The organism is Pseudanabaena biceps PCC 7429 (assembly GCF_000332215.1).
Lineage (GTDB): Bacteria > Cyanobacteriota > Cyanobacteriia > Pseudanabaenales > Pseudanabaenaceae > Pseudanabaena > Pseudanabaena biceps.
Window position 1 is genome coordinate 1 of sequence record NZ_ALWB01000084.1, and the last position, 21,968, is coordinate 21,968.

Here is a 21,968-nt window from a genome sequence, read left to right on the forward strand (position 1 = left end):
GAGAATGGCGGCGCATTGCGCCGCCATTCTCTGCTTGCAGTTTCATACCAATTCACTGAAGTGTTGCTTCACTTCAGTGAATGAAAAACAAACCCAGTAAGGTTTTGAGATCCCAAAAATGGCGTTGCCATTTTTGGAATTGGTATCACTTAACTAAAGCGGGCAATTTCGACACCATTTTGGCGGATCACCAGTTCTAGGCTGAGCGAACTCGCAGGAAAAATGGGATCCTTGGCTACAGCCTTAATTTCATAGGGAGATTTGAGTTCACCCGCAGTTTTTATAAGGGCGTTAAATGCTTCTGGGGTAAATTGACCGACCTTGCCTGTCAGGGGATCGGCAAGAACCCCCTCGCGGCGCGCCCGAAAACTGACGAGTAAAAACAATTGCTCGACTCTTGAGGCTAAAGCCTGTGGTGATAGATCGGGCGTAAATTGTAAAGTCGCAATTTCTGCACCACGGGCAAAGATCTGGCGGTTGAGCGTCACATCGGCAGCGATCGCAATGCGGGTTTCTCTTTTGAGAAAGTTGCCTGCGGATAGAATGCGGATCACATAGCTTTGTCCATCTTTGATCTTATTTAATAGCTCTTCGACCTGAGCCTCCGTAATTTTGATTACAGGTTCCTTAGGAGCTTGGTCGGGGAGAAAAGCTAGAAGTTCGCGAGCATTACGTTCTGCTTGTTGCAATAGTTGGGTACTGGCTTGGCGCAATTCACCAGTACTTAGATTCGGACGCACGACACCGATGGACAAAATTTGATCGGCAAAAATCGCGACATTCCCTTTGCGTAGTGCTTCAAGACTGATTAATAATTGTTCCCGAACTGATTCTAAGGAAGCAACTTCTGAACCAAGAGCAACTCTTTGCTTTTCAATTTCGGCTAGACGTTGTTCGGATTCATCTACTTTTTGTTTGAGGGTTTCGCGCTCGCGTGAAATGGTGGCTAATTCGTTAGAAATGCGCGATTTTTCTTCCCGTAGTTGACTGCTTTCCGCCTGCAAACTGGATTGCTCTGCGGTCAAATTCTGGATGCGATCGCGGAGATCGGCTTCCTGTTTTGATGCTTTTTGCAGTGCTTCATCGGCTTGTTGAAATTTGCTTTCGACCGACTGCAATAAAGCCTGTGTTTCTGACTGTTTGCGTAAGGCTTGGACGAGGGATTGATTAATTTGTCCCAAGCGTTGTTGTGCTTTTTCCTGTTCGTCCTTTGCCGTTTTTAAGTCAGTTTCCACCTTTTGTTTTTGTTCTTGACTACTAGCTAACTCCGAGCGAATACTTTCTAATCGAAATAGACCATCTCTTAGCTGTCCGCTTAGCAGTAATAAAATCCCTAGGGTTGATGCTGAAATCATGCCACCCGTAGCGATCGTCACGACGGTGGCAGTGTCACGAGGTCTGAGCTTGAATATGCTAAGTCGTGCTTTACCAACCTTAGTGCCAATGCGATCGCCCAGCGTCGCGATTAAGCCTCCTAAGATCAAAATCGCTAAAATCAGCGTATATCCAGCCATGTAACTCCTAAGTCCTCACAGCATAGATCTTAGCAGATTAAACATCGGTAGTGCTAAATAGGTAAGAGTAGGCGGCGTTTTGCGCCGCCTACTCTCTTGCTAGGACGAACTGATTGGCGGCGCGAAGCGCCGCCAATCAGTTCTTGAGGTTTGACTGTAGCTATAAATACTTTCCTTTAGGAGAGGGAGAAAATTAGGTTGCGTCCTTCTTTGTGCTAATACCAAAACTAAAAATGGCGTAGCCATTTTTAGTTTCTCAAACCCTTACTAGGTTTGTTTTTTAATTCACAAAAGTGTTGTTACACTTTCGTGAATTGGTATAAGTAGCAGGCATAAGTAAACTTAAAAAACAGAGAGCGTACCGCCCGCATGGCGGGCGGTACGCTCTTAATTACGCCTAGCTACTTATATGGGTAATCGAGCCGCAATAAGTTAGTATGACAACTATGGCAAAACTCGATCTTCATAAGCTTGATGGGGAACATGGAAAAGCAACTTAAAATACAGCAGTTAGTTGATAATCTGGCAAAGGCGATCGTTGGCAAAGATGAAGCCATTCAATTAGTTTTAGTGGCGCTTTTTTCTGGCGGTCACGCATTACTAGAAGATGTGCCGGGGGTGGGTAAAACTTTACTCGCTAAGTCCCTCGCAGCTTCTATTTCTGGTAAGTTTCAGCGCGTACAATGTACTCCCGATCTGTTACCAACAGATATCACAGGCACAAATATTTGGAATCCGCAAAAGGGAGAATTTCAGTTTCTGCCAGGTCCAGTCTTTGCCAATGTGTTATTAGCTGATGAAATCAATCGGGCCACTCCTCGCACCCAGTCAGCCTTACTAGAGGTAATGGAAGAGAGTCAAGTTACGGTTGACGGTATATCGCGTCAAGTCCCTTCACCATTTTTTGCGATCGCAACGCAAAACCCAATCGAATATCAGGGCACATTCCCATTACCAGAAGCCCAACTCGATCGCTTTGCCCTATCCTTTAGCATTGGCTACCCCAGCGAAGCTGAAGAGCTAGAAATGTTAAAACGGATGCAAACGGGGCAGATCGGTTCCGCCCAGCTAGAAGCCTGTATCACCCCTGAAGAAGTTCTCGAAATTCGCCAACTTTGCAAAAAAGTTCCTGTAAGTGATGCCATTAGCGAATATATCGTGAATATCGTCCGCACTACCCGTAATGATGAAGAAATTACCCTTGGGGTGAGTCCTCGCGGCACTACGGCTCTATTGCGATCGCTTCAAAGTTATGCCTTTATGCAACAAATGCTCGATCCCAGTCGCAAGTCGGATTATGTTTTACCTGACGATGTAAAATTTCTCGCACCCTTTGTTCTAGGACATCGGATTATGGTATCTGGTAGGCGATCGCCACAAAAAATCATTCAGCGCTTGCTAGATGTCGTGCCCGTACCTTAAGAAAAATGTGAAGCATAGCTACCAAAACTCCAAGAATTGAATGGCGGCGCAAAGCGCCGCCATTCAATTCTTGGGGTTTTACACTTGGCAATACTTGGCGACAGCTATAGTAAGGAACCACCACAACTGGATCCGCTTCCTGCGGTACAGCCATAGCAATAGTCCGCAGTCTGGATTTCTTGAATGATTTCCAAAGTATCTAGTTTGAGAATTTCAGCAAGAGTAAGAACATTCCCTGAAGGAGAACGAGCAGGTAAGTTCTCCATTTGATTAAAGTCGCAATCATAGATATTGCCTTGATAGTCGATGGATAGCTGATTGCGACACATGAGATGGTTAAGCGTATTGGGATTGAAATGAGATTCTAAAAAGGAGGTATATTGGCGTTCTAGTTGGCGGTGCTGGAGATGGAACTTACTTCTGCCAATGGGAAGATTAGTAAGAGCAAATAGACTATTAAAAACAATCCCGAAATGCTTTTGCAGATAGTCTTTATAATCCTTTTCTAAGTTCTGTTGATTGGGGGCAAGGGTAAATTGCTCGGATGTGGGAAGTTGGGAATTGTATACTAAGTCTAAAACCAGATGAGGATTGGAACCATAGCCAAGGCGATTCAGCCATTGTAAAGCTTGGATCGAGCGATCAAAAACTCCCTTCCCTCGCATCTTGTCCACATTATCTTCAAGGTAACAGGGCAGAGAAGCCACAACCCGCACTTGATGGCGAGCATAGAATTCGGGAATGTCTTCATAGCCCTTTTCAAAATATATGGTCAAATTAGAACGCGCGATCGCCTCTTTCCCCTGTTCTCTTGCCACCTCGATCAATGGACGGAATCCGTACAACATTTCTGGCGCACCCCCCGTCAGATCTACAGTTTGAATTTGTGGAAAGCGACGAATAATCTCCATTAACTGTTCGCAGACCTCTGGGGTTAGCTCTTCGGTACGATGGGGACTTGCCTCGACATGGCAGTGACTACAGGCAAGATTGCAAATTTTACCCAAATTAATCTGCAATACGGAAATAGGATGCTTTAAGAATGGAGCTTGCAGTTTTTGAGAAAAGGATGCGATCGCTTGGACTAGCATAGATTAGTAATCTAATGGATTCCTCATCATTCTGCCATAAACTCAATAATAGCGACCTTAACTGCAATAACCATGGCATTGTACTCACTACTGAGTAATTTTAAAATTTCAGTGGAATTGGGGATTTGCCCTGTTTTGCCGAATTTTTCAAGATATTTACAGATATGGGACAGTCTAATTGCGCCAATACTGGCACTGGTCGATTTTAGAGAATGGGAGTCAATCGCTAATTGGCTCGCTTTTTGGTTAACAAAAGCTGACTGAATGTTATCGATCAAGTTCTCTGCGGAATTAAGATAGATCGTAAGCAAGTCGGAAAATTCAAGATCCTCCCCAATCGCTGCTCTTAAATCCTGAAATATATCAATATCTAGAGTTTGGGTCTCAATAAAATCTGAATAAAATTCTGGATCGAAGTCTGAATAGTTATGTCCAAAATCTGGTATTGGCGCGATCGCGTTGTCTTGTATATTCTCAACCATAGCTTTACCCCTGACGACAGCAAGCAACTAAGCAGTTAAGCGCAGTTAAGCATAGATAACCTTAAAACCCACTTAATACCAATTCACGAAAGTGTGACACCGCTTTTGTGAATTAAACACTAAACCTAGTAAGGGTTTGTAAGTTAAGAAATGGCATAGCTATTTCTTAATTTACAAACCCAGAAGAGCGCAGCGCTCTTTGGGTTTTATACCAATTCAATGCAGTGAGCCCACACTGCATTGAATTCAAAAATAAGCCCAGTAAGGTTTTGAGATTCCCAAAATGGCGTTGCCATTTTGAGAATTGATATTAACTATGTAGTTCTTGATAGTTCTTGACAAAACTAGTTATCCCACTCTTGTGAACCCAAGAACTATAGCCAACTATCGATAATTCTTGATTGCCTATAGTTTGAGTTTACGCAAATTTTCGACCGCAGCTTCAATCGTGCTATCTTTCTTTGCAAAGCAGAATCTCAAACCGTTAACTTTTTCGCGATCGGGATGGCTAAAACAACTCCCAGGAACTGCCGCGACTAAGGCTTCTTTAGCCAGACGAAAGGCCGCTTGATCTGCATCTGGAGCGATGGCGGAGCTATCCGTCCACATGTAATAGGCTCCCTTAGGAAGCACAGGGGCTAAACCTATTTCCACCAAGGCGGGATAAAGCATATCACGCTTGCGCTTGTAGTCTAGGGCAAGATTGGTAAAGTATTCCCGTCCAAATTCCATGGCGGTGAGAGCCGCATGTTGCAGGGGCGCGGGAGCACAGATGGTAATAAAGTCATGAATCCGTCGCATAGCAGCGGTTAGTTCGGGACTGGCAACGGTATAGCCTAAGCGCCAACCCGTAATACAAAAAGTCTTCGAGAAGCCATTGACAACGATTGTGCGATCGCGCATCCCCGCAATGCTCATGAGGCTAATATGCTCGCCTTCGTAAAGGATATATTCATAAATCTCATCGGTAATCGCATAGACATTGTATTGCTGGCAGAGTTGGGCAATTAATTCCAGTTCAGCCCTCGTCCAGACTTTGCCTGTGGGATTAGCGGGGCTATTGATGATGACGGCTTTAATCCCTTTCTTAAAAGCTGGTTCGAGTATCTCTTGCGTAATTTCCCATTGCGGTGGTTGCAGCGTGACAAACTCAGGAATACCGCCAACGGTAGCAAGATTGGGAATATAGTTTTCGTAAAATGGTTCAAAAATCAAGACGCGATCGCCTTGATTAATTAATGTCATTAGAGCGATATTCAGCCCTTCGGTTGCACCACAGCAAACAGTTACCTCTGTTTCGGGATCGACGGTGATGTGATTGTCGCGTTGCATCTTTGACGCGATCGCATTGCGTAACTTGTCCCATCCCCAACTATCAGCATATTGATTAAAATCTAAGGCGATCGCCGCTCTTGCGGATTCTTTAATCGCTTCTGGCGCAGGGAAATCAGGCAAACCTTGAGCGAGATTAATTGCCCCAAACTTTTCACAGTATCGAGAAGCCTCACGAATTTGGGATTCTTTAATTTGAATGGCACGTTGGGATAGTGAAACAGTAGTCAAGGTGATTATCTCTAAGCTTTAAAAAGTTAAAGACGGCATCTTGCGCCGTCTTTACTAAATCCTAAGCGAAATCGTTATGGCTGGTCAAGAATTAAATTTTTCTAAAATTTTAGCTTAATAAGTAACAATGCTCACAGTTAACACATCGCGTCCGATCGCCCTGTAGTAAACTGACTTATTAAAAGCATCTCTACAATAAACTTTGCGTTCAAACGCGACCTATGGACTTTGCATATCAATACGCATGGCTGATTCCCTTGCTGCCACTCGCCGCAGCACTGATTATCGGCACAGGACTGATTACCTTTAACAAATCCACCAACAAACTGCGATCGCTCTGGTCTATCCTCAGCGTGTCCGCCACAGGCGGCGCAATGGTGATGGCAGTCAACCTGCTTTGGAGTCAGATTCAAGGGCACGATCCCTATCTCTACACCTTTGAGTGGGCGCAAGCAGGTAGCTTTCATCTGAACATGGGCTTTGTGATCGATCATCTCACTGCACTCATGCTCGTCATTGTGACCACTGTTGCTTTCTTGGTGCAAATCTACACTGACGGATACATGGCTCACGATCCCAGCTATGTCAGATTCTATGCTTACCTAAGTTTATTCACCTCCTCCATGTTGGGGTTAGTTGTCAGCCCTAACTTGGTACAGATTTATATTTTCTGGGAACTGGTGGGGATGTGTTCTTACTTGCTAATTGGCTTTTGGTTTGATCGGAAAGGTGCCGCCGATGCTTGCCAAAAAGCCTTCGTAACTAACCGTGTCGGTGACTTCGGACTTCTATTGGGCTTGCTCGGTTTGTACTGGGCGACAGGGACGTTTGAATTCACCGAAATGGGAGCAAAACTGACTGAATTGGTGGAATCAGGTTCCTTAAGCGTCGGTTTAGCCACATTATTTGCAATTCTCGTATTCATGGGGCCAGCCGCTAAATCAGCCCAATTCCCTCTCCATGTTTGGCTTCCCGATGCGATGGAAGGACCTACACCAATTTCGGCATTGATTCACGCCGCCACAATGGTTGCCGCAGGCGTATTCCTAATCGCGCGGATGTTTCCTGTATTTGAAGAAATTCCTGCGGTTATGAATACGATCGCTTGGACAGGTGCTTTCACTGCCTTTTTGGGCGCAAGTATCGCCATCACCCAAAATGACATCAAAAAAGGTTTAGCCTATTCTACGGTTTCCCAATTGGGTTACATGGTCATGGGGATGGGTGTTGGTGCTTATGGCGCAGGGTTATTTCACCTGATGACTCATGCCTACTTCAAAGCAATGATGTTCCTCGGTTCTGGTTCTGTCATTCACGGCATGGAAGAAGTCGTTGGACATGATCCCGACCTTGCTCAAGATATGCGCGTTATGGGTGGTTTGCGCAAATATATGCCCATCACCGCCATTACTTTCTTTATCGGCACTCTCGCCATCAGCGGAATTCCTCCTTTTGCGGGTTTCTGGTCAAAGGATGAAATTCTTGCTTCTACCTTTAAGGCAAATCCCATTCTCTGGGGAATAGGTTTCTTAACCGCAGGGATCACTGCTTTCTATATGTTCCGCATGTATTTCACGACCTTTGAAGGGGATTTTCGCGGCACAGACAAGAAACTATTAGCCTCGGTAAAAGCAGAGAATTCCATCGGTAAGTCTCCTCAAGCAGATGACGGGCATGGTCATCACCATGCTAGCAAGCCCCATGAATCGCCGATCTCCATGACCCTACCTCTGATGGTATTGGCAATTCCTTCGATGCTGATTGGGCTTGTGGGAACTCCTTTAGGAAATTACTTTGAGTACTTTATCCATGCTCCCTCAGAAAAAATCACGGAAGTTCCTGTGGAAGGATTTACCCCCGAATTTCTGCTTATGGGTGGTAGTTCGATTGGTGTGGGCTTGATTGGGATTTCCCTAGCGATTTTGATGTATCTCCAAAAGAAAATCGATCCCAGTGTGATCGCCAAAGCGATCATGCCACTCTACCAGATATCTAAAAACAAATGGTACATTGACGAAATTTACGAGGCAGTATTTGTAATTGGTTCTCGCCGCCTTGCCCGTCAAGTCCTAGAAGTCGATGCCAAAATCGTCGATGGTGTGGTTAACCTTGCTGGCTTCGTGACTGTAGTTACAGGCGAAGGCTTGAAATACTTTGAAAATGGTAAAGCGCAATTCTACGCTCTCGTTATTTTCATTGGCGTTCTTGGTTTCGTCATTGCTACCTCGATTTAAAGTTTAAATGATGCGATAGTTCCACAAGATTTCATCATAATAGATACCAAGAAAGCTGCCCTAAGGGCAGCTTTCTACAACAAAAGCAGAGAGAGTATTGATCACTTAGCGATCAATACTCTCTCTGCTTTTGTTCGCTTATATAGCAACATAATACCAAGTAATACCAAATCACAAAATGGCGTAGCCATTTTGTGATTTGGTATTACCCCAAAGATGAGTGGCGGCGCAAAGCGCCGCCACTCATCTTTGGAATTTTAAACCTTACGTTACTATAGTGGACTTACACCAATTCACGAAAGTGTGAGAATACTTTAGCGATCGCTGTACATCGCTGTACGATGACATAAAACCCAAGAATTGATTGGCGGCACTCCGTGCCGCCAATCAATTCTTGGGTTTTGATTAGCGATCGCCCTTAATTAATAACAACTGCACAAGCTGAAGAGCAGCATAAATTGCGGTCGCCACATAGGTCCAAGCGGCCGCATTAAGAACGCTACGAGCACCCCGATTTTCATTACCTTGGAGGATGCCTAGCTCATCGATAAGTTTTAAAGCGCGACTGGAAGCATCAAACTCAACGGGCAAAGTAACTATGTGAAATAGAATTGCTCCAGCAAATAGAGCGATCCCCACATTGATAAATACCACACTGAGACTACCTAGGGAGGTGAGGAATAGTCCTGCCATTACCATCAAGGGACCAAAGTTTGCGCCAATATTGGCGACTGGAACAAGCGATGCGCGGATGTTCATAAACTGATAACCACGAACATCCTGCAAAACGTGACCGCATTCATGGGCAGCGATCGCCGCCGCCGCAAGCGACGATGATGCGTACACAGACTCAGATAATCGAACCGCCTTGGCGGAAGGATCGTAATGATCGGTTAGTTCTCCATCTATTCGCTCGACGGTCACATTATGAATATCCATACGTTGCAAGATGGTTTTAGCAACCTGTGCACCTGTCATTCCTAAGCTTGATTGGATATCGGCATACTTCTCATAGGTTGATTTGACCCGTTGTTGAGCCCAAAACATCAAGATCATCCCTGGAATGAGGATCAAATAAGATGGGTGAAAGAACATTTACTTTTCTCCTTCAGAAATTTCTATATCTCTATATTCAATTATGCCTCTTGTAAACTTGAGGATGACAAGGCAATTAATGGTTAGGCGGTAGTGAAAACACTACCAACCCAATCGGTTATGCACGCCCCTGAAAAAACGACCATGACAAAAAGAAATTGCTGATAAATATAGCCAGTAAGGCTGTAACCACAGCCGTAGTTGTAGATTCGCCTACGCCCTTTGCCCCACCCGTAGTGGTTAAACCCCATGTTGTACCGATCGCAGCGATGATAACGCCGAAAATACTTGATTTGATTAAAGCAGCGATCAAATCCCAAGGTTTGAGGAGATTTTGAACGGAATTGAGAAACATGTTGTAGGGAATCGCATACATTGATTGAGATAGCAATAAGCCCCCTGCCATTCCCATTAAAAATCCTAAAATTGTGAGGATCGGCAGCATAAGCAAGCAGGCGATCGCGCGAGGAGTTGCCAGATAGTCAATGGGATTTGTCCGCAGTAAATGTAATGCGTCAATTTGCTCGGTTACTTGCATCGTGCCGATTTCTGCGGCGAAAGCAGAACCCACACGTCCAGCAATGATGACTGCCGTCAACACAGGAATTAGCTCGCGGGCTAAAGCGATCGCCAAAATGCCGCCGATCGCCTGTTGTGCGCCAAAGTTAATAAACTCTCTCGCGACTTGAATCGTAAATACTGCCCCTACAAAGGCTGCTGTAATCAAAGTTATGAGTAGAGACTCTGTACCCACCATCGACATCTGCTCGATCGTATTGCGCCAATGGAAACGTCGATAGATCAAAATATGGGTGACAATTTGTCCAATCAGTAAACAACTTTGTCCGAGCTTAGTTAGCCAACTGCCAAAATTTCCCATTTTTAAAATTTCCCATGCCACGGCTGACAGGTGGTAAACAATTTTTGTTGTGTTTATCCTAACCCCCAGCGCAATTATCAGCAAAGAAAAAGCGGATAAAAAATGTCCCACGAAAGTTATCTAGCTTCGACTTCGCTCAGCTATAGCTATAGTCAGTAATGTTAGGACAAAAATCAAACCCAATAGAGAGTTGCGGCGCTTCGCGCCGCAACTCTCTATTGGGTTTGATGTCCTGACTTAAGTGAATATAGCTATAAAAGCTAAATCGAGTAAGGGTTTTCAAGTTAAGAAATGGCGCAGCCATTTCTTAACTTGTTATTATTTTGTTATTATTTATAGTCCTGAAGTGCAGTTACAGAAATTGCTCCAGTTTGAAGAGACCGAATAGCGGCGATCGCTGCTTTTGCGCCCGCAAGAGTGGTAATTACGGGAATCTTGTAAGCAAGAGCCGTACGGCGAATCATCTTTCCATCAGTTTTTGCCTCTTCACCACTAGGGGAATTGACGATCAATTGAATTTTGCCATTTTTCATAGAATCGCCAATATGCGGACGACCTTCATGGACTTTAAGAACTTGCTTGGATTCGATATTATTGCGGCGCAGAATTTTATAGGTTCCCTCCGTTGCCACGATCTTGAAGCCCAGCTCGATAAAGGCTTCAGCAATCGAGGTGATACCGCTTTTATCGCGATCGTTTACGGAGAGAAACACAGTTCCTTCGAGGGGAAGGTGGGTTCCTGCGGCGATTTGAGCCTTGGCAAAGGCTCGACCAAACTCGGTATCAATGCCCATGACTTCACCTGTTGATCGCATTTCGGGACCCAAAATCGTATCGGTTCCTGCAAACTTAGCAAAGGGAAGTACGGCTTCTTTGATGGAAATATGCTTGGGAATGACCTCTTCGGTTAAGCCCAACTCCGCAAGAGTTGCGCCCGCCATAATTCTCGAAGCATAATTCACGAGGGGAACGTTAATCGCTTTACTGACGTAGGGAACGGTACGTGAGGCCCGAGGATTCGCTTCAAGGATGAAAACCTTACTCTCTTTGAGATTGTTGTTATTCAACTGCACCGCATATTGAATATTCATCAAGCCAATTACATTGAGGGATTTCGCGAGGCTAATTGTCCATTGGCGAATAGTGGCAAGAACCTCAGGTGGTAGCGAGAAAGTCGGGATCGAACATGCCGAATCTCCTGAATGGATGCCTGCCTCTTCGATATGTTCCATAATGCCGCCAATGGTAACATTACCGAGTTGATCGGCGATCGCATCGACATCGACTTCGATCGCGCCTTCGAGAAAATGATCGATGAGTACAGGATGTTCTGGCTCGATGATAATCGCTCGGCGCATGTAGTCTTCTAACTCGGCATCGGAGTAAACAACCTCCATCCCTCGACCGCCAAGAACGTAGCTAGGACGTACGACTACGGGATAACCAACCCGCTGGGCGATCGCCACGGCTTCATCTTCCGAACGGGCAAGCCCATTTTGCGGTTGGGTAATTCCTAATTCTTGGCAAATTGCCTCGAAACGTTCCCGATCTTCCGCAATATCGATCGAATCAGGCGAAGTTCCCCAAATTTTAGTCGTGGAGTTATGCTCTTCTAAATAACGTAATAGTGGAACCGAAAGCTTAAGGGGAGTTTGTCCGCCAAACTGAATGATTACACCTTCGGGATTTTCTGCTTCGATAATGTTTAGTACATCTTCGCGGGTCAATGGCTCAAAATATAGGCGATCGCTAGTATCGTAATCGGTGGAAACGGTTTCAGGATTGGAGTTAACCATGATTGTTTCAAAACCTGCCGCCCGCAGGGCATAGCTAGCATGACAACAACAATAGTCAAATTCAATCCCTTGACCGATGCGATTTGGTCCACCGCCCAAGATCATTACTTTGCGCTTTGTGGAAGGGAGAATTTCCGATTCTTCTTCGTAGGTGGAATAGTGATAGGGGGTAAGGGCTTCAAATTCAGCAGCGCAGGTGTCAACGGTCTTGTAAGAGGGAATTACTCCTAGCGATTTTCGATAGGTACGCACGGTATCTTCATGGGTACCTGTGAGATAGGCAATTTGGCGATCGCTAAAGCCCATCCGCTTAATCTCTAGCAACTCATCCTTCAGGATGGCATCCAGTTTTCTGCCCTTGATCGCCAGTTCAACATCCGTGATCTCACGCATCTTTTGCAAGAACCAAGGATCGATATTGGTTAGTTCAAAAATAGCCTGCACTGACAACCCTGACAAAAAGCCATCGCGAATCGAAAAGATGCGATCGGGATTTGGAGTCCGCAAACTATATTTAATTTTATCGAGGTCAGGTAGAACTTCTTCGCGATCGCCACCAAAGCCAAACCGCCCAACTTCCAGCGATCGCAATGCTTTTTGGAAAGATTCTTGAAAAGTACGCCCAATCGCCATCGCCTCACCGACCGACTTCATCTGAGTCGTAAGAATTGGCTCCGAACCTGGAAATTTCTCGAAGGCAAAGCGCGGAATTTTGGTAACTACATAATCAATGGTTGGCTCAAAGCTGGCTGGGGTCTTCTTGGTGATATCGTTAGAAATTTCATCAAGGGTATAGCCCACGGCAAGTTTCGCCGCAAATTTAGCGATCGGGAAACCCGTCGCCTTAGAGGCTAGCGCCGAGCTGCGGGAAACGCGCGGATTCATCTCAATGACGACGACTTCGCCATTTTCAGGATTGATCGAGAATTGAATATTCGATCCACCTGTCTCTACGCCAATTTCGCGAATGATCTTAATCGAGTAGTCCCGCAAGCGTTGGTATTCTTTGTCGGTCAAGGTCTGGGCGGGAGCCACGGTAATCGAATCGCCCGTATGGATACCCATCGGATCGATATTCTCGATGCTACAAATAATTACCACGTTGTCGGCAAGATCGCGCATTACCTCTAGCTCGTATTCTTTCCAGCCGATCAGCGATCGCTCGATCAGGATTTGCGATACGGGACTAGCTTCTAAGCCAGAGGCACAAATTTCTTCAAATTCCTCTTGGTTGTAAGCGATCCCACCACCAGTACCGCCCATAGTAAAGGCAGGACGGATAATGAGCGGATAGGAACCAATCTCTTGGGCGATCGCGCGAGACTCTTCCATCGTCGTACCCAAGCCCGATGGACACATGGCAACGCCAATCCGCTCCATCGCTTCTTTAAATAGTTTGCGATCCTCCGCCATCTCGATCGCATCTAGTTTTGCACCAATTAGCTCTACGCCATATTTTTCTAACACACCGCTTTTAGCAAGAGCAACCGCTGTGTTTAATGCGGTCTGTCCACCCATTGTTGGCAAAATTGCATCGGGACGCTCTTTCTCAATAATTTGAGCAACAACCTCAGGGGTGATGGGTTCGATATAAGTGCGATCAGCTGTGGCGGGATCGGTCATGATCGTAGCGGGATTGGAGTTAACTAGGATCACGTAATAGCCCTCGTCCCGTAAAACTTTACAGGCTTGGGTTCCCGAATAGTCAAATTCGCAGGCTTGCCCGATCACAATCGGACCAGCCCCAATCAACAAAATCTTGTGGATGTCATTACGGCGGGGCATAAAATCTTGTATTTCTTAGGTAACTCGCAATACATTTTATAGCCTCATGGCGATCATGTAGTATGTAGCGCATGATGCTAATTGGCTTGTTGGCTAATCTCGTAAGGAATTTAGCAAGAAATTTAGCAAGAAATTTAGCAAGGAATTTAGTCCAGCAACCAAGCATCCTATTGCCCAATACTAACCGCCATCATAAAAGCATCGGCTGTAGCAAGCGAGGCGATCGCAATACCGAGCGCGAGGGAAATCATGGCTTTACGCAAAAAAGCAGTACGCTCAGTTTTATAGGCTTGTAAATCTTCAATTTGCTTCATCCATGTAGTTGTGATCGCAACCTGCAAACTTCCATCTTTTTGCATCAAGACTTCGGGCGAAAGCCCTGTAGTCGCCACCTTACGTGGATATAGTCCGAGTACCGCAAAAGCGATCGCGATCGCCAGAGAAACACAGGCGGAAAGCTTTAGACTCAGATAAATAAAATAGAGATTTTCCTGCTCAGGTTTAACATAGATCTGAAATGTGGAAGTAACTCGCAACCCAAGTAGTAAGAGAGCACTGATCTCCATTACTCCCGCCAATTTGGTGCCGAGTGTATCAACACCGTGTTGGGCTTGCTCCAGACAAAACTTAGTGTATTCGTAAAGAAAATTTTGCTGTTCTTCCATAATCTCCATTTGCCACGTTCGTTAAAAATTGGTGATATTTACATTCATAGAGTTGCGGCGCAACTCTATGAATGTAAATATCAATCACAATCGGTTTAGGAGCGTTCAAGCAATAATTGCTTTAACCGCATCGGATCGCCCTTATCCACAACTTTACCGCGTTCCAATAAAAACGCGCCATCGGCGTAATCGAGTTCGTTTAACCGATGCGTAACCCAAAGGGCAGTTAAATTTTTTTGTTTCACCAATTCTCGTACTGAGGCAACCAACTCCGTTTGGTTTTCGCCATCCAGTAAGGCTGTGGGTTCATCAAGTAACAAAACTTCAGCATGACGAGCGATCGCTCCAGCGATCGCAATCCGTTGCTTTTGTCCTCCGCTTAAGGCATAGATCGGGCGACGGATCATTTGCGATAGATTTACCGCGCTGAGAGACTCTTCGACCCTTTGCTGAGTTTCTTGGAAGGAAAGATTTTCCGATACTAGCCCGAAGGCAATATCAGCGCCCACCGTGGGCATTACCAACTGATGATCGGGATTCTGAAATACAAACCCAAGGCGATCGCCAATCTCAATATCACCTGACGTAGGCTTCAGCAAGCCTGCTAACAACCTCAGTAAGGTCGATTTGCCACTGCCATTAGTACCTAACAGCATCCAAAATTCCCCCTTGGGTACGGATAGCGTACAGCGATCGAGGACAGGTTCGCCCGAGGCCCATGCAAAGTTAAGATCACGAACACTGATGGCGGTAGTTATAGATCGATCAGTTAGCATTATTAATTGCAGGTAGTTGCAGGGTTAGTTGCAAGTAGGTAATCACAGATAACAGATATATGAAAACGGTGTCGCACACAGAGCCAGTAACGCCGTTAGTTTGCGACACCGTTGGTTAATGGTTAGCCACGAATGAAGCCCGCGCCCATATTTGCCGAAGCCCCTGATTTTTCAGAAACCTGCACCGCCGAGATCTCGCTAGTTAATACGGAGATCTTTTTACCTTCTTGCTTTTCACAGGTTAATTCCAAGATTTTGGTATTGCCATCGGCGATCGCATTGGCAATTACGCGATAAAGTGCATCGGCATGTTCCTGCTCCTTGCGCTGTACGGACAAAGCGATCGGATTATTTTTGAGGGTGATTTCAACTGTATACATCAGCATTAATTAAGTTGTCCTGCCTAGAAATAAAGGTAGATAGGTTAGCGAAAAAGTTTGGGTGAGAGGCTTTAGTAATTTGCATACCTGCTTATAACTTTCAGTATGCCATTGCATCGACAATCAAGGGGAGATTTGTTTAGTAGAGCATCCCGTATAGAGAACCTAATGGATGAGGTTGGGTGACACAAAACGCCACCCAACCTCATCTATTAGGTTCTCTGGGTAATAATCACTAAAAATAGAAAATTAAAGAATATTTTGCGAGTAATTTCGATGTAAAATTATTTTTTAATCCAAATATCATGAACTCAAGACTTAAATATCGTTTTTTTGATCTCTGTGATACCGAACTTTTGATGGTAGTAGCTGTAGATTAATAATCAATGGGACAAAACGACGAGAATCGGAAATATGACATACGCTAACCTCGAACGAGTCAGAACTCTCCGCCAACAAATCATTGCTGAGACCAAGCATGGTTTTGCTGACTGGAATTTAGTCCAAAAGATGCTAGATGAATTGATGATCAATCATCAGCAATATAAGTATTTTGCCACCAAGGAAAATATCAGCCTCTATCGTGAATCCTAACAAATCTAATCAAGAAACCTCGATATAGCAACATAAAAGATGAGTGGCGGCGCTTTGCGCCGCCACTCATTCTATGGGATTTATGTCCAAGCTATAGTTTTGAAACTGACATTTCTAGCATTCTTTGCATGGGTTTGAGGGCAGCGAGACGAGTTGACTCAGGGAGTGTTATTTCAGGGGTACGATTTTTCATCGCGAGATACACCTTATCCAAAGTGTTTAAGCGCATATATGGGCATTCGTTACAGGCGCAGTTGCTATTAGGTGGTGCGGGTATAAATTTTTTGGTGGGGGTCGCCTTTTGCATTTGATGGATTACCCCAGACTCAGTAACTACGATAAATTCTTGGCGATCGCTGTTTTGGGCATATTTTAACAATCCTGTGGTCGAACCGATAAAATCAGCATGACGAAGTACGTTCGCTTCGCATTCAGGATGGGCAATGATGGCTGCTTGAGGATGATGCAGCTTAAGTTCAATTAATTTGCGCTCAGAAAAGATTTCATGGACGATACAAGCTCCATCCCATAGCAATAGCTCTCGTCCTGTTTTTTCCATCACATATCTTCCGAGGTTGCGATCGGGGGCAAAGATAATTGGCTGATCTTTGGGGATTTGGTTGACGATCGCGACGGCATTGGCACTCGTACAGATGATATCGCTCATCGCCTTGATATCTGCCGAGCAATTTATGTAGGAAATCACCAAATGATCAGGATGAGCTAACTTAAAATCGGCAAAGCGATCAGGCGGACAACTATCCGCAAGCGAACAGCCTGCATCTAGATCGGGAAGCAATACCAATTTGTTGGGATTGAGGATTTTGGCAGTCTCAGCCATGAAATGCACACCGAGAAATACAATGACATCGGCTTGGCAATTGGCTGCTGCTTGCGATAAACCTAGCGAATCCCCAATGTAATCGGCAATATCTTGGAGATCGGGGTCTTGGTAATAGTGGGCTAAAATTACCGCATTTAATTCTTTTTTGAGATCGGCGATCGCTTGGAATCGATCAAGGGGGATAGCATCATTACTAGTCCGATCGTTTATTCCTACTGGACTTGGGGCGGTGAGAAACACAGTTTGCCTCACTAATAATATTAATTTTAATTCATTCTATACATTTGATTATAGTAGAAATTACCAAAAATATATCTGTCGAGCGTAAGAGATTGAGTTTTGGCAACTTTGGCAGGGCTTTCTTCGTCACACTTGTCTAAGTCTGGGCTAAGTCTGGCATTTCTCAGGCTAATTCTTTTGGGGCTAATTCTTTTGGGGCTAATTCTTTTGGAACGGCGCTGGAGGGTAAACCCTGAGATCTTGGCAAAAGCGGATAGGTATAAATAAGTAGCTGGGCGCAATTAAATATAAAATCCAAAAACCTGTATTGCACACTGCGCTTGAGCTACAGGTTTTGATTCTGGATTGTAATTATGCCCAGCTACTTAAGTATAAATATTAAGATAGATAAGATAGAAAAGTTTGAGGTAATTATAGATATGAAGAGAGCGATCGCTAATTTATCAAATTCATTAAGTCAAAAATTTAAGAGCCAAAAATTTAGGAGTCAAAAATTTGGAGTATCGATTCACCAAGAATTGCAAAGTTACGGGAAATTGGCGATCGCTTTAGTGATGTCGATCCTGTTAGCAGTCACTCTGAATCCTTTTATTGCCAATGCCTTAGACTTTTCTGACTTGTTTCGCATTTTGCCCTCAGCCATTCAAGTTATTCAACTTTCTAGTATTGGGGATAATGACGAAGTTACTTTAGGCAAACAAATTGACGGTCAAATCCAACAAGAAGTCAGGATCAGTCGCGATCCTGCGGCAAATGCCCTAGTGAATCGCCTCGGACAAATCCTCATTCCCACTAGTGATCGCCCCAATATTCCCTACACGTTTCGTGTGGTTGATGACAAAAATCTCAATGCTTTTGCCACCATGGGTGGCTTTGTTTACATTAATACAGGGACGATCGCCGCAGCAGATAACGTAGCTCAACTAGCCAGTGTGATCGGTCATGAAATGGGACATATTTCGGCTCGTCATTCTCTAGAGCAAATGAAGCAAATGGCGATCGCTCAGGGAATTGCTAATATCGCGGGAGTTGGTGATGATCGCATCGTCGGGATTGGTGTAGATTTAGCCCTACGTTTACCCAACAGTCGCGAAGCAGAATTTGAAGCCGATCGCCGAGGCTTACAAAATATTACTAGAGCTGGTTTCGCAGCGAGAGCCATGCCCGCCTTTATGCAAAAGCTAGTTAGTGCTGGAGGTGGCAATGTTCCTGCCTTTCTCAGTACTCACCCAGCCACTGAAGATCGCATTGCCGCACTCAACCAATCCATTCAAGCCAATAATTTCAATACTTCGGGAGGGTTAAATGATGGCGAATATCAAAGAATCTGGCGATCGCGCTTTCGCTAAATATAGCTAATACCAAAGCTCACAATGGCTACGCCATTGTGAGCTTTGGTATAAAACAAATCAAACCGCAAAAGATAAGTGGCGGTGCTTCGCGCCGCCACTTATCTTTTGCGGTTTATACCCAGAGATACAGTAGAGAATCGATTAAGAATCAGCAGTTGTTTTTACCGCGATCGCCAATTCTAAATCCTGCGATTTGTGCCGATTAGATCTTGCTAACAATTCTTTTTCACTTGGTAGTCTTAGCTTTGAGGCTAATTTAAAAAACTCTAGTAGCTTAATGAAGCTAAAAGTCGGATCGGGCAAATAGCTAACCCGATTATCACAAATCGTGATCCCATGACGACTTGAGAATTGGAAAGCATGGTGGAGATTATGCCAACCCTCACCCAAAGTCAAGAAGGCAACGAAGGCACTATTGCGACTATGGTCGTCGGTAATAAATGGGCGATCGCCGATCAGATGGCTGAGGGAGTTTACAGTTTGTACACCATGAAATAACAAGGTGGTGCTTAAAAAGAACGCACCCAGATATTCCAGTCCGCCGATGTAGTAAGAAATCGCACCAAGCGCAACTAAAGGAACAAAATGCAAGCGATCGATCGCTCTTAAAACGCGATCGCCTTCTACATCAACGGGCAATTTGGAGGGAAAAAACTGCGAAGATAGCAGCCATCCGCCTTGAGCCCAATAAAACCCTTTAACTCCAGCATTGGGATAATAGGGAGAATGGGGATCGCGATCGTGATCTGAATGTTGATGGTGCATCAGATGGTGAGCTTTCCACCAACTTGGTCCCATCTGTCCTGCGGAAGAGGCGATCAGACATCCCAACCATAGGAGGGGGGCAGGGGCTTGATAGCTTTTATGGGTGAGTAAGCGATGATAAATACCTGTCGTCGCCAGCATCCGCACAAAATATAGCAGTACCATCCATGCGATCGCCCCCCAAGACAAACCAGTTACTAATACAAGTAATGAACCGATATGGCTAACGATAATCAGCATTGGGCCGATTAGATACAAAATGCTTGTGAGTAGAGAATATTGCCTCATTTACAATCCAGAGTGTGAAGAACATAATTTAGCGAATAAGCTGTGGCTGTATTTATTAACCGCCCCAACCAACCAAAGTAACATACTCCCTTCCCACCAAAGAAATAGACATCAAAAACCAACAATTAGCGTTGCGGCGCGAAGCGCCGCAACGTCTAATTTTTCACTGGGAAGGGAGTATGAAAACTGCTAGCTGGACATAAATTAAAAGCATCTGGCACAAGCACGGCTTGAGCCAGATGCTTTTGGGTTTTAATTATGTCCAGCTACCTATAAGATTGGGGTGATATCATAAATCCTCTTAGCTCCAACCCTGAAACGATTTCTTTCTGTTGCCTTCGCTACGGAACTAATACTGCTTTTAAAGTCAGATCAAAGCTGGCAGAAAGTCCAAAATCTTTCTAAATTATCCGCATAAATCACCTGTCTAATACCCTATGCCTAGCCTACCAAGCACGATTTATCCTATTGGCGCTTATAACCTTCACGGTTTAGTGTGGCAAACCTCAAGCAATGTAAGCGATGTAAGTGATGTAAGTATTGATATCAGTAATCACAAGCCTTACATAATTTGCGTCGATGCCTATCAAGGTCACCTCCTTAAAATCGATCCGTGGTCAGAAGGCGCAACGGTACTAAATAACTACACCGCCTCAGAGTTTCGTGATGCAACGGGTTTGGCGATCGCTGGGGAAACCTTGTGGATTACCAAGAACAATGGAATTTACTATTGCAACATGGTTGATTTCGAGCTGCAACCATTTATGGAACTGCCTAACAAAATCGATGGCATTGCAGTATCCGAAGGTGGCGTGTATGTAAGTTCTAGCGAAGTTGGCAAAATATTTGTCTTTGGCCGGGCTACTCGCACCCTGCTCAGGATTATGGATGCTCCAGGTGCAGGCTTTGAAGCCCTAGCCTTGGTAGGTGAAGAACTATGGGTCAGCGATCGCACGGAAGAAACTGTGTATCGCATGAATGCCAAAACAGGCGAAATTTTACATCGAGGTTTAACCCCCTTCCCCAATCCTGTGGGCTTAGGTTTTTTGGACAATGAATTATATGTAGTTTACTCAGGTGATGAAAACTATATTCGCGAAAATCCCAACGATCTAGACGAACCCTTTTCGGTGGCGGCACGCGAAAAAACCTTTATCCATCGTCTCAAATTCAATCAGTACAAAGATGGCAAGCTAAACTATACCCTCACCAATGGCTACAAAGTAGAGATGATCTACCTTGAAGAGCTGTCTTCGGAAGAGCCTACTTCCGTTTATAACCTCACATGGAGAGTTGCCTACCCTACCGATAACTATCGCCAAAAATTATTAGCGATCGAACCGATTGGCATTCCTTTTGAAGAAGAAATTGTCGATGGTCAGCGGGTCGCCGCTTTTAAGCTAGGTAACCTCAAGCCAGAGGAAGCGCGAATGTTTGGCTGGAAAGCAACTTTAGAATTGCGGGCAATTAAATACGAGCTAAAGGATAGTGAAGTAGATTTTGTCCCCGAACTATCTGAGGACATGAAGAAGCTGTATCTTATCGATGACGATGGCTTGAGTATGGATAACCCGCTCATCCAAGCCGCCGCCAGAGAAGCCGTGGGCAATGAAACTAATATTTTACGGAAGATGCTACTGATTCGCGATTATGTCTACGATAAGCTCGCCTATCGCGTCACTCCCTACATTGCATCACCTGAAGAAGTGCTTGTTAGAGGAACTGGCTCCTGTGGGGAGTATGTGGGTCTATTGCTAGCCCTAACGCGCTTAAATGGAATTGCTTGCCGAACCGTGGGACGTTATAAATGCCCCCATGAAAATGATCAGGTGATGAATATCCCCCTCAATCAGTATTACAACCACGTTTGGATTGAATTCTATATTCCTAGTATTGGTTGGTTGCCAATGGAATCCAATCCCGATGATACAGGTCATCGTCCCTATCCTACTCGCTGGTTTATGGGCTTACCTTGGTACCATGTGGAAATTGGCAAAGGGATTTTCTTTGAAACGATTCAACCCCAACCCTATTCCATTGGCGAACTCGCGCTCAATCACGTTCGCTTTAAGGTATTGGAAGAAATTTAAATCCTTTGTGTACCCTAAGGTCAACTTAAAACCTAGAAGAGCGTGCCGCCCGCTGCGCGGGCGGTACGCTCTCTGGTTTTGTTTTTTAATTATGTTTAACTGCTTACCTATG

17 protein-coding genes are annotated in these 21,968 nt (G+C 44.8%); 5 read left to right on the forward strand and 12 right to left on the reverse strand.

Annotation, left to right across the window (positions count from 1 at the left end):
* Positions 1-149: 149 nt before the first annotated feature.
* Positions 150-1,514: a DUF3084 domain-containing protein gene (locus tag PSE7429_RS11015; protein WP_009627253.1), complete on the reverse strand. Its 1,365-nt coding sequence runs from the start codon at positions 1,512-1,514 to the stop codon at positions 150-152.
* Positions 1,515-1,997: 483 nt separating this feature from the next.
* On the opposite strand from PSE7429_RS11015, the gene PSE7429_RS11020 reads away from it, so the two are divergent.
* The gene (locus PSE7429_RS11020) at positions 1,998-2,936 is read left to right on the forward strand and encodes an AAA family ATPase (protein WP_009627254.1); all 939 of its coding nucleotides are present in this window, start codon (positions 1,998-2,000) and stop codon (positions 2,934-2,936) included.
* A 104-nt stretch (positions 2,937-3,040) separates the two neighbouring features.
* On the opposite strand, the gene arsS is transcribed toward PSE7429_RS11020, so the two are convergent.
* From arsS to PSE7429_RS11035, 3 genes are all read right to left on the reverse strand, one after another.
* Complete coding sequence (arsS, locus tag PSE7429_RS11025; protein WP_009627256.1) at positions 3,041-4,027, reverse strand: arsenosugar biosynthesis radical SAM (seleno)protein ArsS; 987 nt, start codon at positions 4,025-4,027, stop codon at positions 3,041-3,043.
* Positions 4,028-4,053: 26 nt separating this feature from the next.
* A complete protein-coding gene (locus PSE7429_RS11030; RefSeq protein WP_009627257.1) occupies positions 4,054-4,509 on the reverse strand; it encodes an Hpt domain-containing protein in 456 nt (151 codons plus the stop codon).
* 405 nt (positions 4,510-4,914) lie between these two features.
* Positions 4,915-6,072: a pyridoxal phosphate-dependent aminotransferase gene (locus PSE7429_RS11035; RefSeq protein ID WP_009627258.1), complete on the reverse strand. Its 1,158-nt coding sequence runs from the start codon at positions 6,070-6,072 to the stop codon at positions 4,915-4,917.
* A gap of 221 nt (positions 6,073-6,293) precedes the next feature.
* Between PSE7429_RS11035 and PSE7429_RS11040 the strand changes: the two genes are divergently transcribed.
* Positions 6,294-8,306 carry an NAD(P)H-quinone oxidoreductase subunit 5 gene (locus tag PSE7429_RS11040; protein ID WP_009627259.1) on the forward strand — a complete coding sequence of 671 codons (2,013 nt, stop codon included), beginning with the start codon at positions 6,294-6,296 and terminating at the stop codon, positions 8,304-8,306.
* Positions 8,307-8,711: 405 nt separating this feature from the next.
* Here PSE7429_RS11040 and PSE7429_RS11045 read toward each other — a convergent pair whose 3' ends face one another.
* The 6 genes from PSE7429_RS11045 to PSE7429_RS11070 form a co-directional block, all read right to left on the reverse strand.
* Positions 8,712-9,401 carry a zinc metallopeptidase gene (locus PSE7429_RS11045; protein ID WP_009627260.1) on the reverse strand — a complete coding sequence of 230 codons (690 nt, stop codon included), beginning with the start codon at positions 9,399-9,401 and terminating at the stop codon, positions 8,712-8,714.
* 118 nt (positions 9,402-9,519) lie between these two features.
* Positions 9,520-10,281, reverse strand: a complete 762-nt coding sequence (locus PSE7429_RS11050) for an MlaE family lipid ABC transporter permease subunit (RefSeq protein ID WP_009627261.1) — start codon at positions 10,279-10,281, stop codon at positions 9,520-9,522.
* Positions 10,282-10,610: 329 nt separating this feature from the next.
* Positions 10,611-13,862 carry a carbamoyl-phosphate synthase large subunit gene (carB, locus tag PSE7429_RS11055; RefSeq protein WP_009627263.1) on the reverse strand — a complete coding sequence of 1,084 codons (3,252 nt, stop codon included), beginning with the start codon at positions 13,860-13,862 and terminating at the stop codon, positions 10,611-10,613.
* A gap of 167 nt (positions 13,863-14,029) precedes the next feature.
* Positions 14,030-14,527: a hypothetical protein gene (locus PSE7429_RS11060; protein WP_040688275.1), complete on the reverse strand. Its 498-nt coding sequence runs from the start codon at positions 14,525-14,527 to the stop codon at positions 14,030-14,032.
* Positions 14,528-14,622: 95 nt separating this feature from the next.
* Positions 14,623-15,303, reverse strand: coding sequence for an energy-coupling factor ABC transporter ATP-binding protein (locus PSE7429_RS11065; RefSeq protein ID WP_009627265.1), 681 nt, complete (start codon positions 15,301-15,303; stop codon positions 14,623-14,625).
* A 122-nt stretch (positions 15,304-15,425) separates the two neighbouring features.
* Positions 15,426-15,683, reverse strand: a complete 258-nt coding sequence (locus PSE7429_RS11070; RefSeq protein WP_040688277.1) for a DUF3107 family protein — start codon at positions 15,681-15,683, stop codon at positions 15,426-15,428.
* Positions 15,684-16,097: 414 nt separating this feature from the next.
* Here PSE7429_RS11070 and PSE7429_RS11075 point away from each other — a divergent pair, with 414 nt between their 5' ends.
* Positions 16,098-16,277, forward strand: coding sequence for a hypothetical protein (locus tag PSE7429_RS11075; RefSeq protein WP_009627267.1), 180 nt, complete (start codon positions 16,098-16,100; stop codon positions 16,275-16,277).
* 91 nt (positions 16,278-16,368) lie between these two features.
* Here PSE7429_RS11075 and nadA read toward each other — a convergent pair whose 3' ends face one another.
* Positions 16,369-17,361: a quinolinate synthase NadA gene (gene nadA, locus PSE7429_RS11080; protein WP_009627268.1), complete on the reverse strand. Its 993-nt coding sequence runs from the start codon at positions 17,359-17,361 to the stop codon at positions 16,369-16,371.
* A 353-nt stretch (positions 17,362-17,714) separates the two neighbouring features.
* On the opposite strand from nadA, the gene PSE7429_RS11085 reads away from it, so the two are divergent.
* Positions 17,715-18,710 (forward strand): M48 family metallopeptidase, encoded by a 996-nt coding sequence (locus tag PSE7429_RS11085; protein ID WP_009627269.1) that lies wholly within the window; start codon positions 17,715-17,717, stop codon positions 18,708-18,710.
* Positions 18,711-18,854: 144 nt separating this feature from the next.
* On the opposite strand, the gene PSE7429_RS11090 is transcribed toward PSE7429_RS11085, so the two are convergent.
* The gene (locus PSE7429_RS11090; RefSeq protein WP_009627270.1) at positions 18,855-19,766 is read right to left on the reverse strand and encodes an acyl-CoA desaturase; all 912 of its coding nucleotides are present in this window, start codon (positions 19,764-19,766) and stop codon (positions 18,855-18,857) included.
* 437 nt (positions 19,767-20,203) lie between these two features.
* Between PSE7429_RS11090 and PSE7429_RS11095 the strand changes: the two genes are divergently transcribed.
* Positions 20,204-21,856 carry a transglutaminase domain-containing protein gene (locus PSE7429_RS11095; RefSeq protein WP_009627271.1) on the forward strand — a complete coding sequence of 551 codons (1,653 nt, stop codon included), beginning with the start codon at positions 20,204-20,206 and terminating at the stop codon, positions 21,854-21,856.
* Positions 21,857-21,968 lie beyond the last annotated feature (112 nt).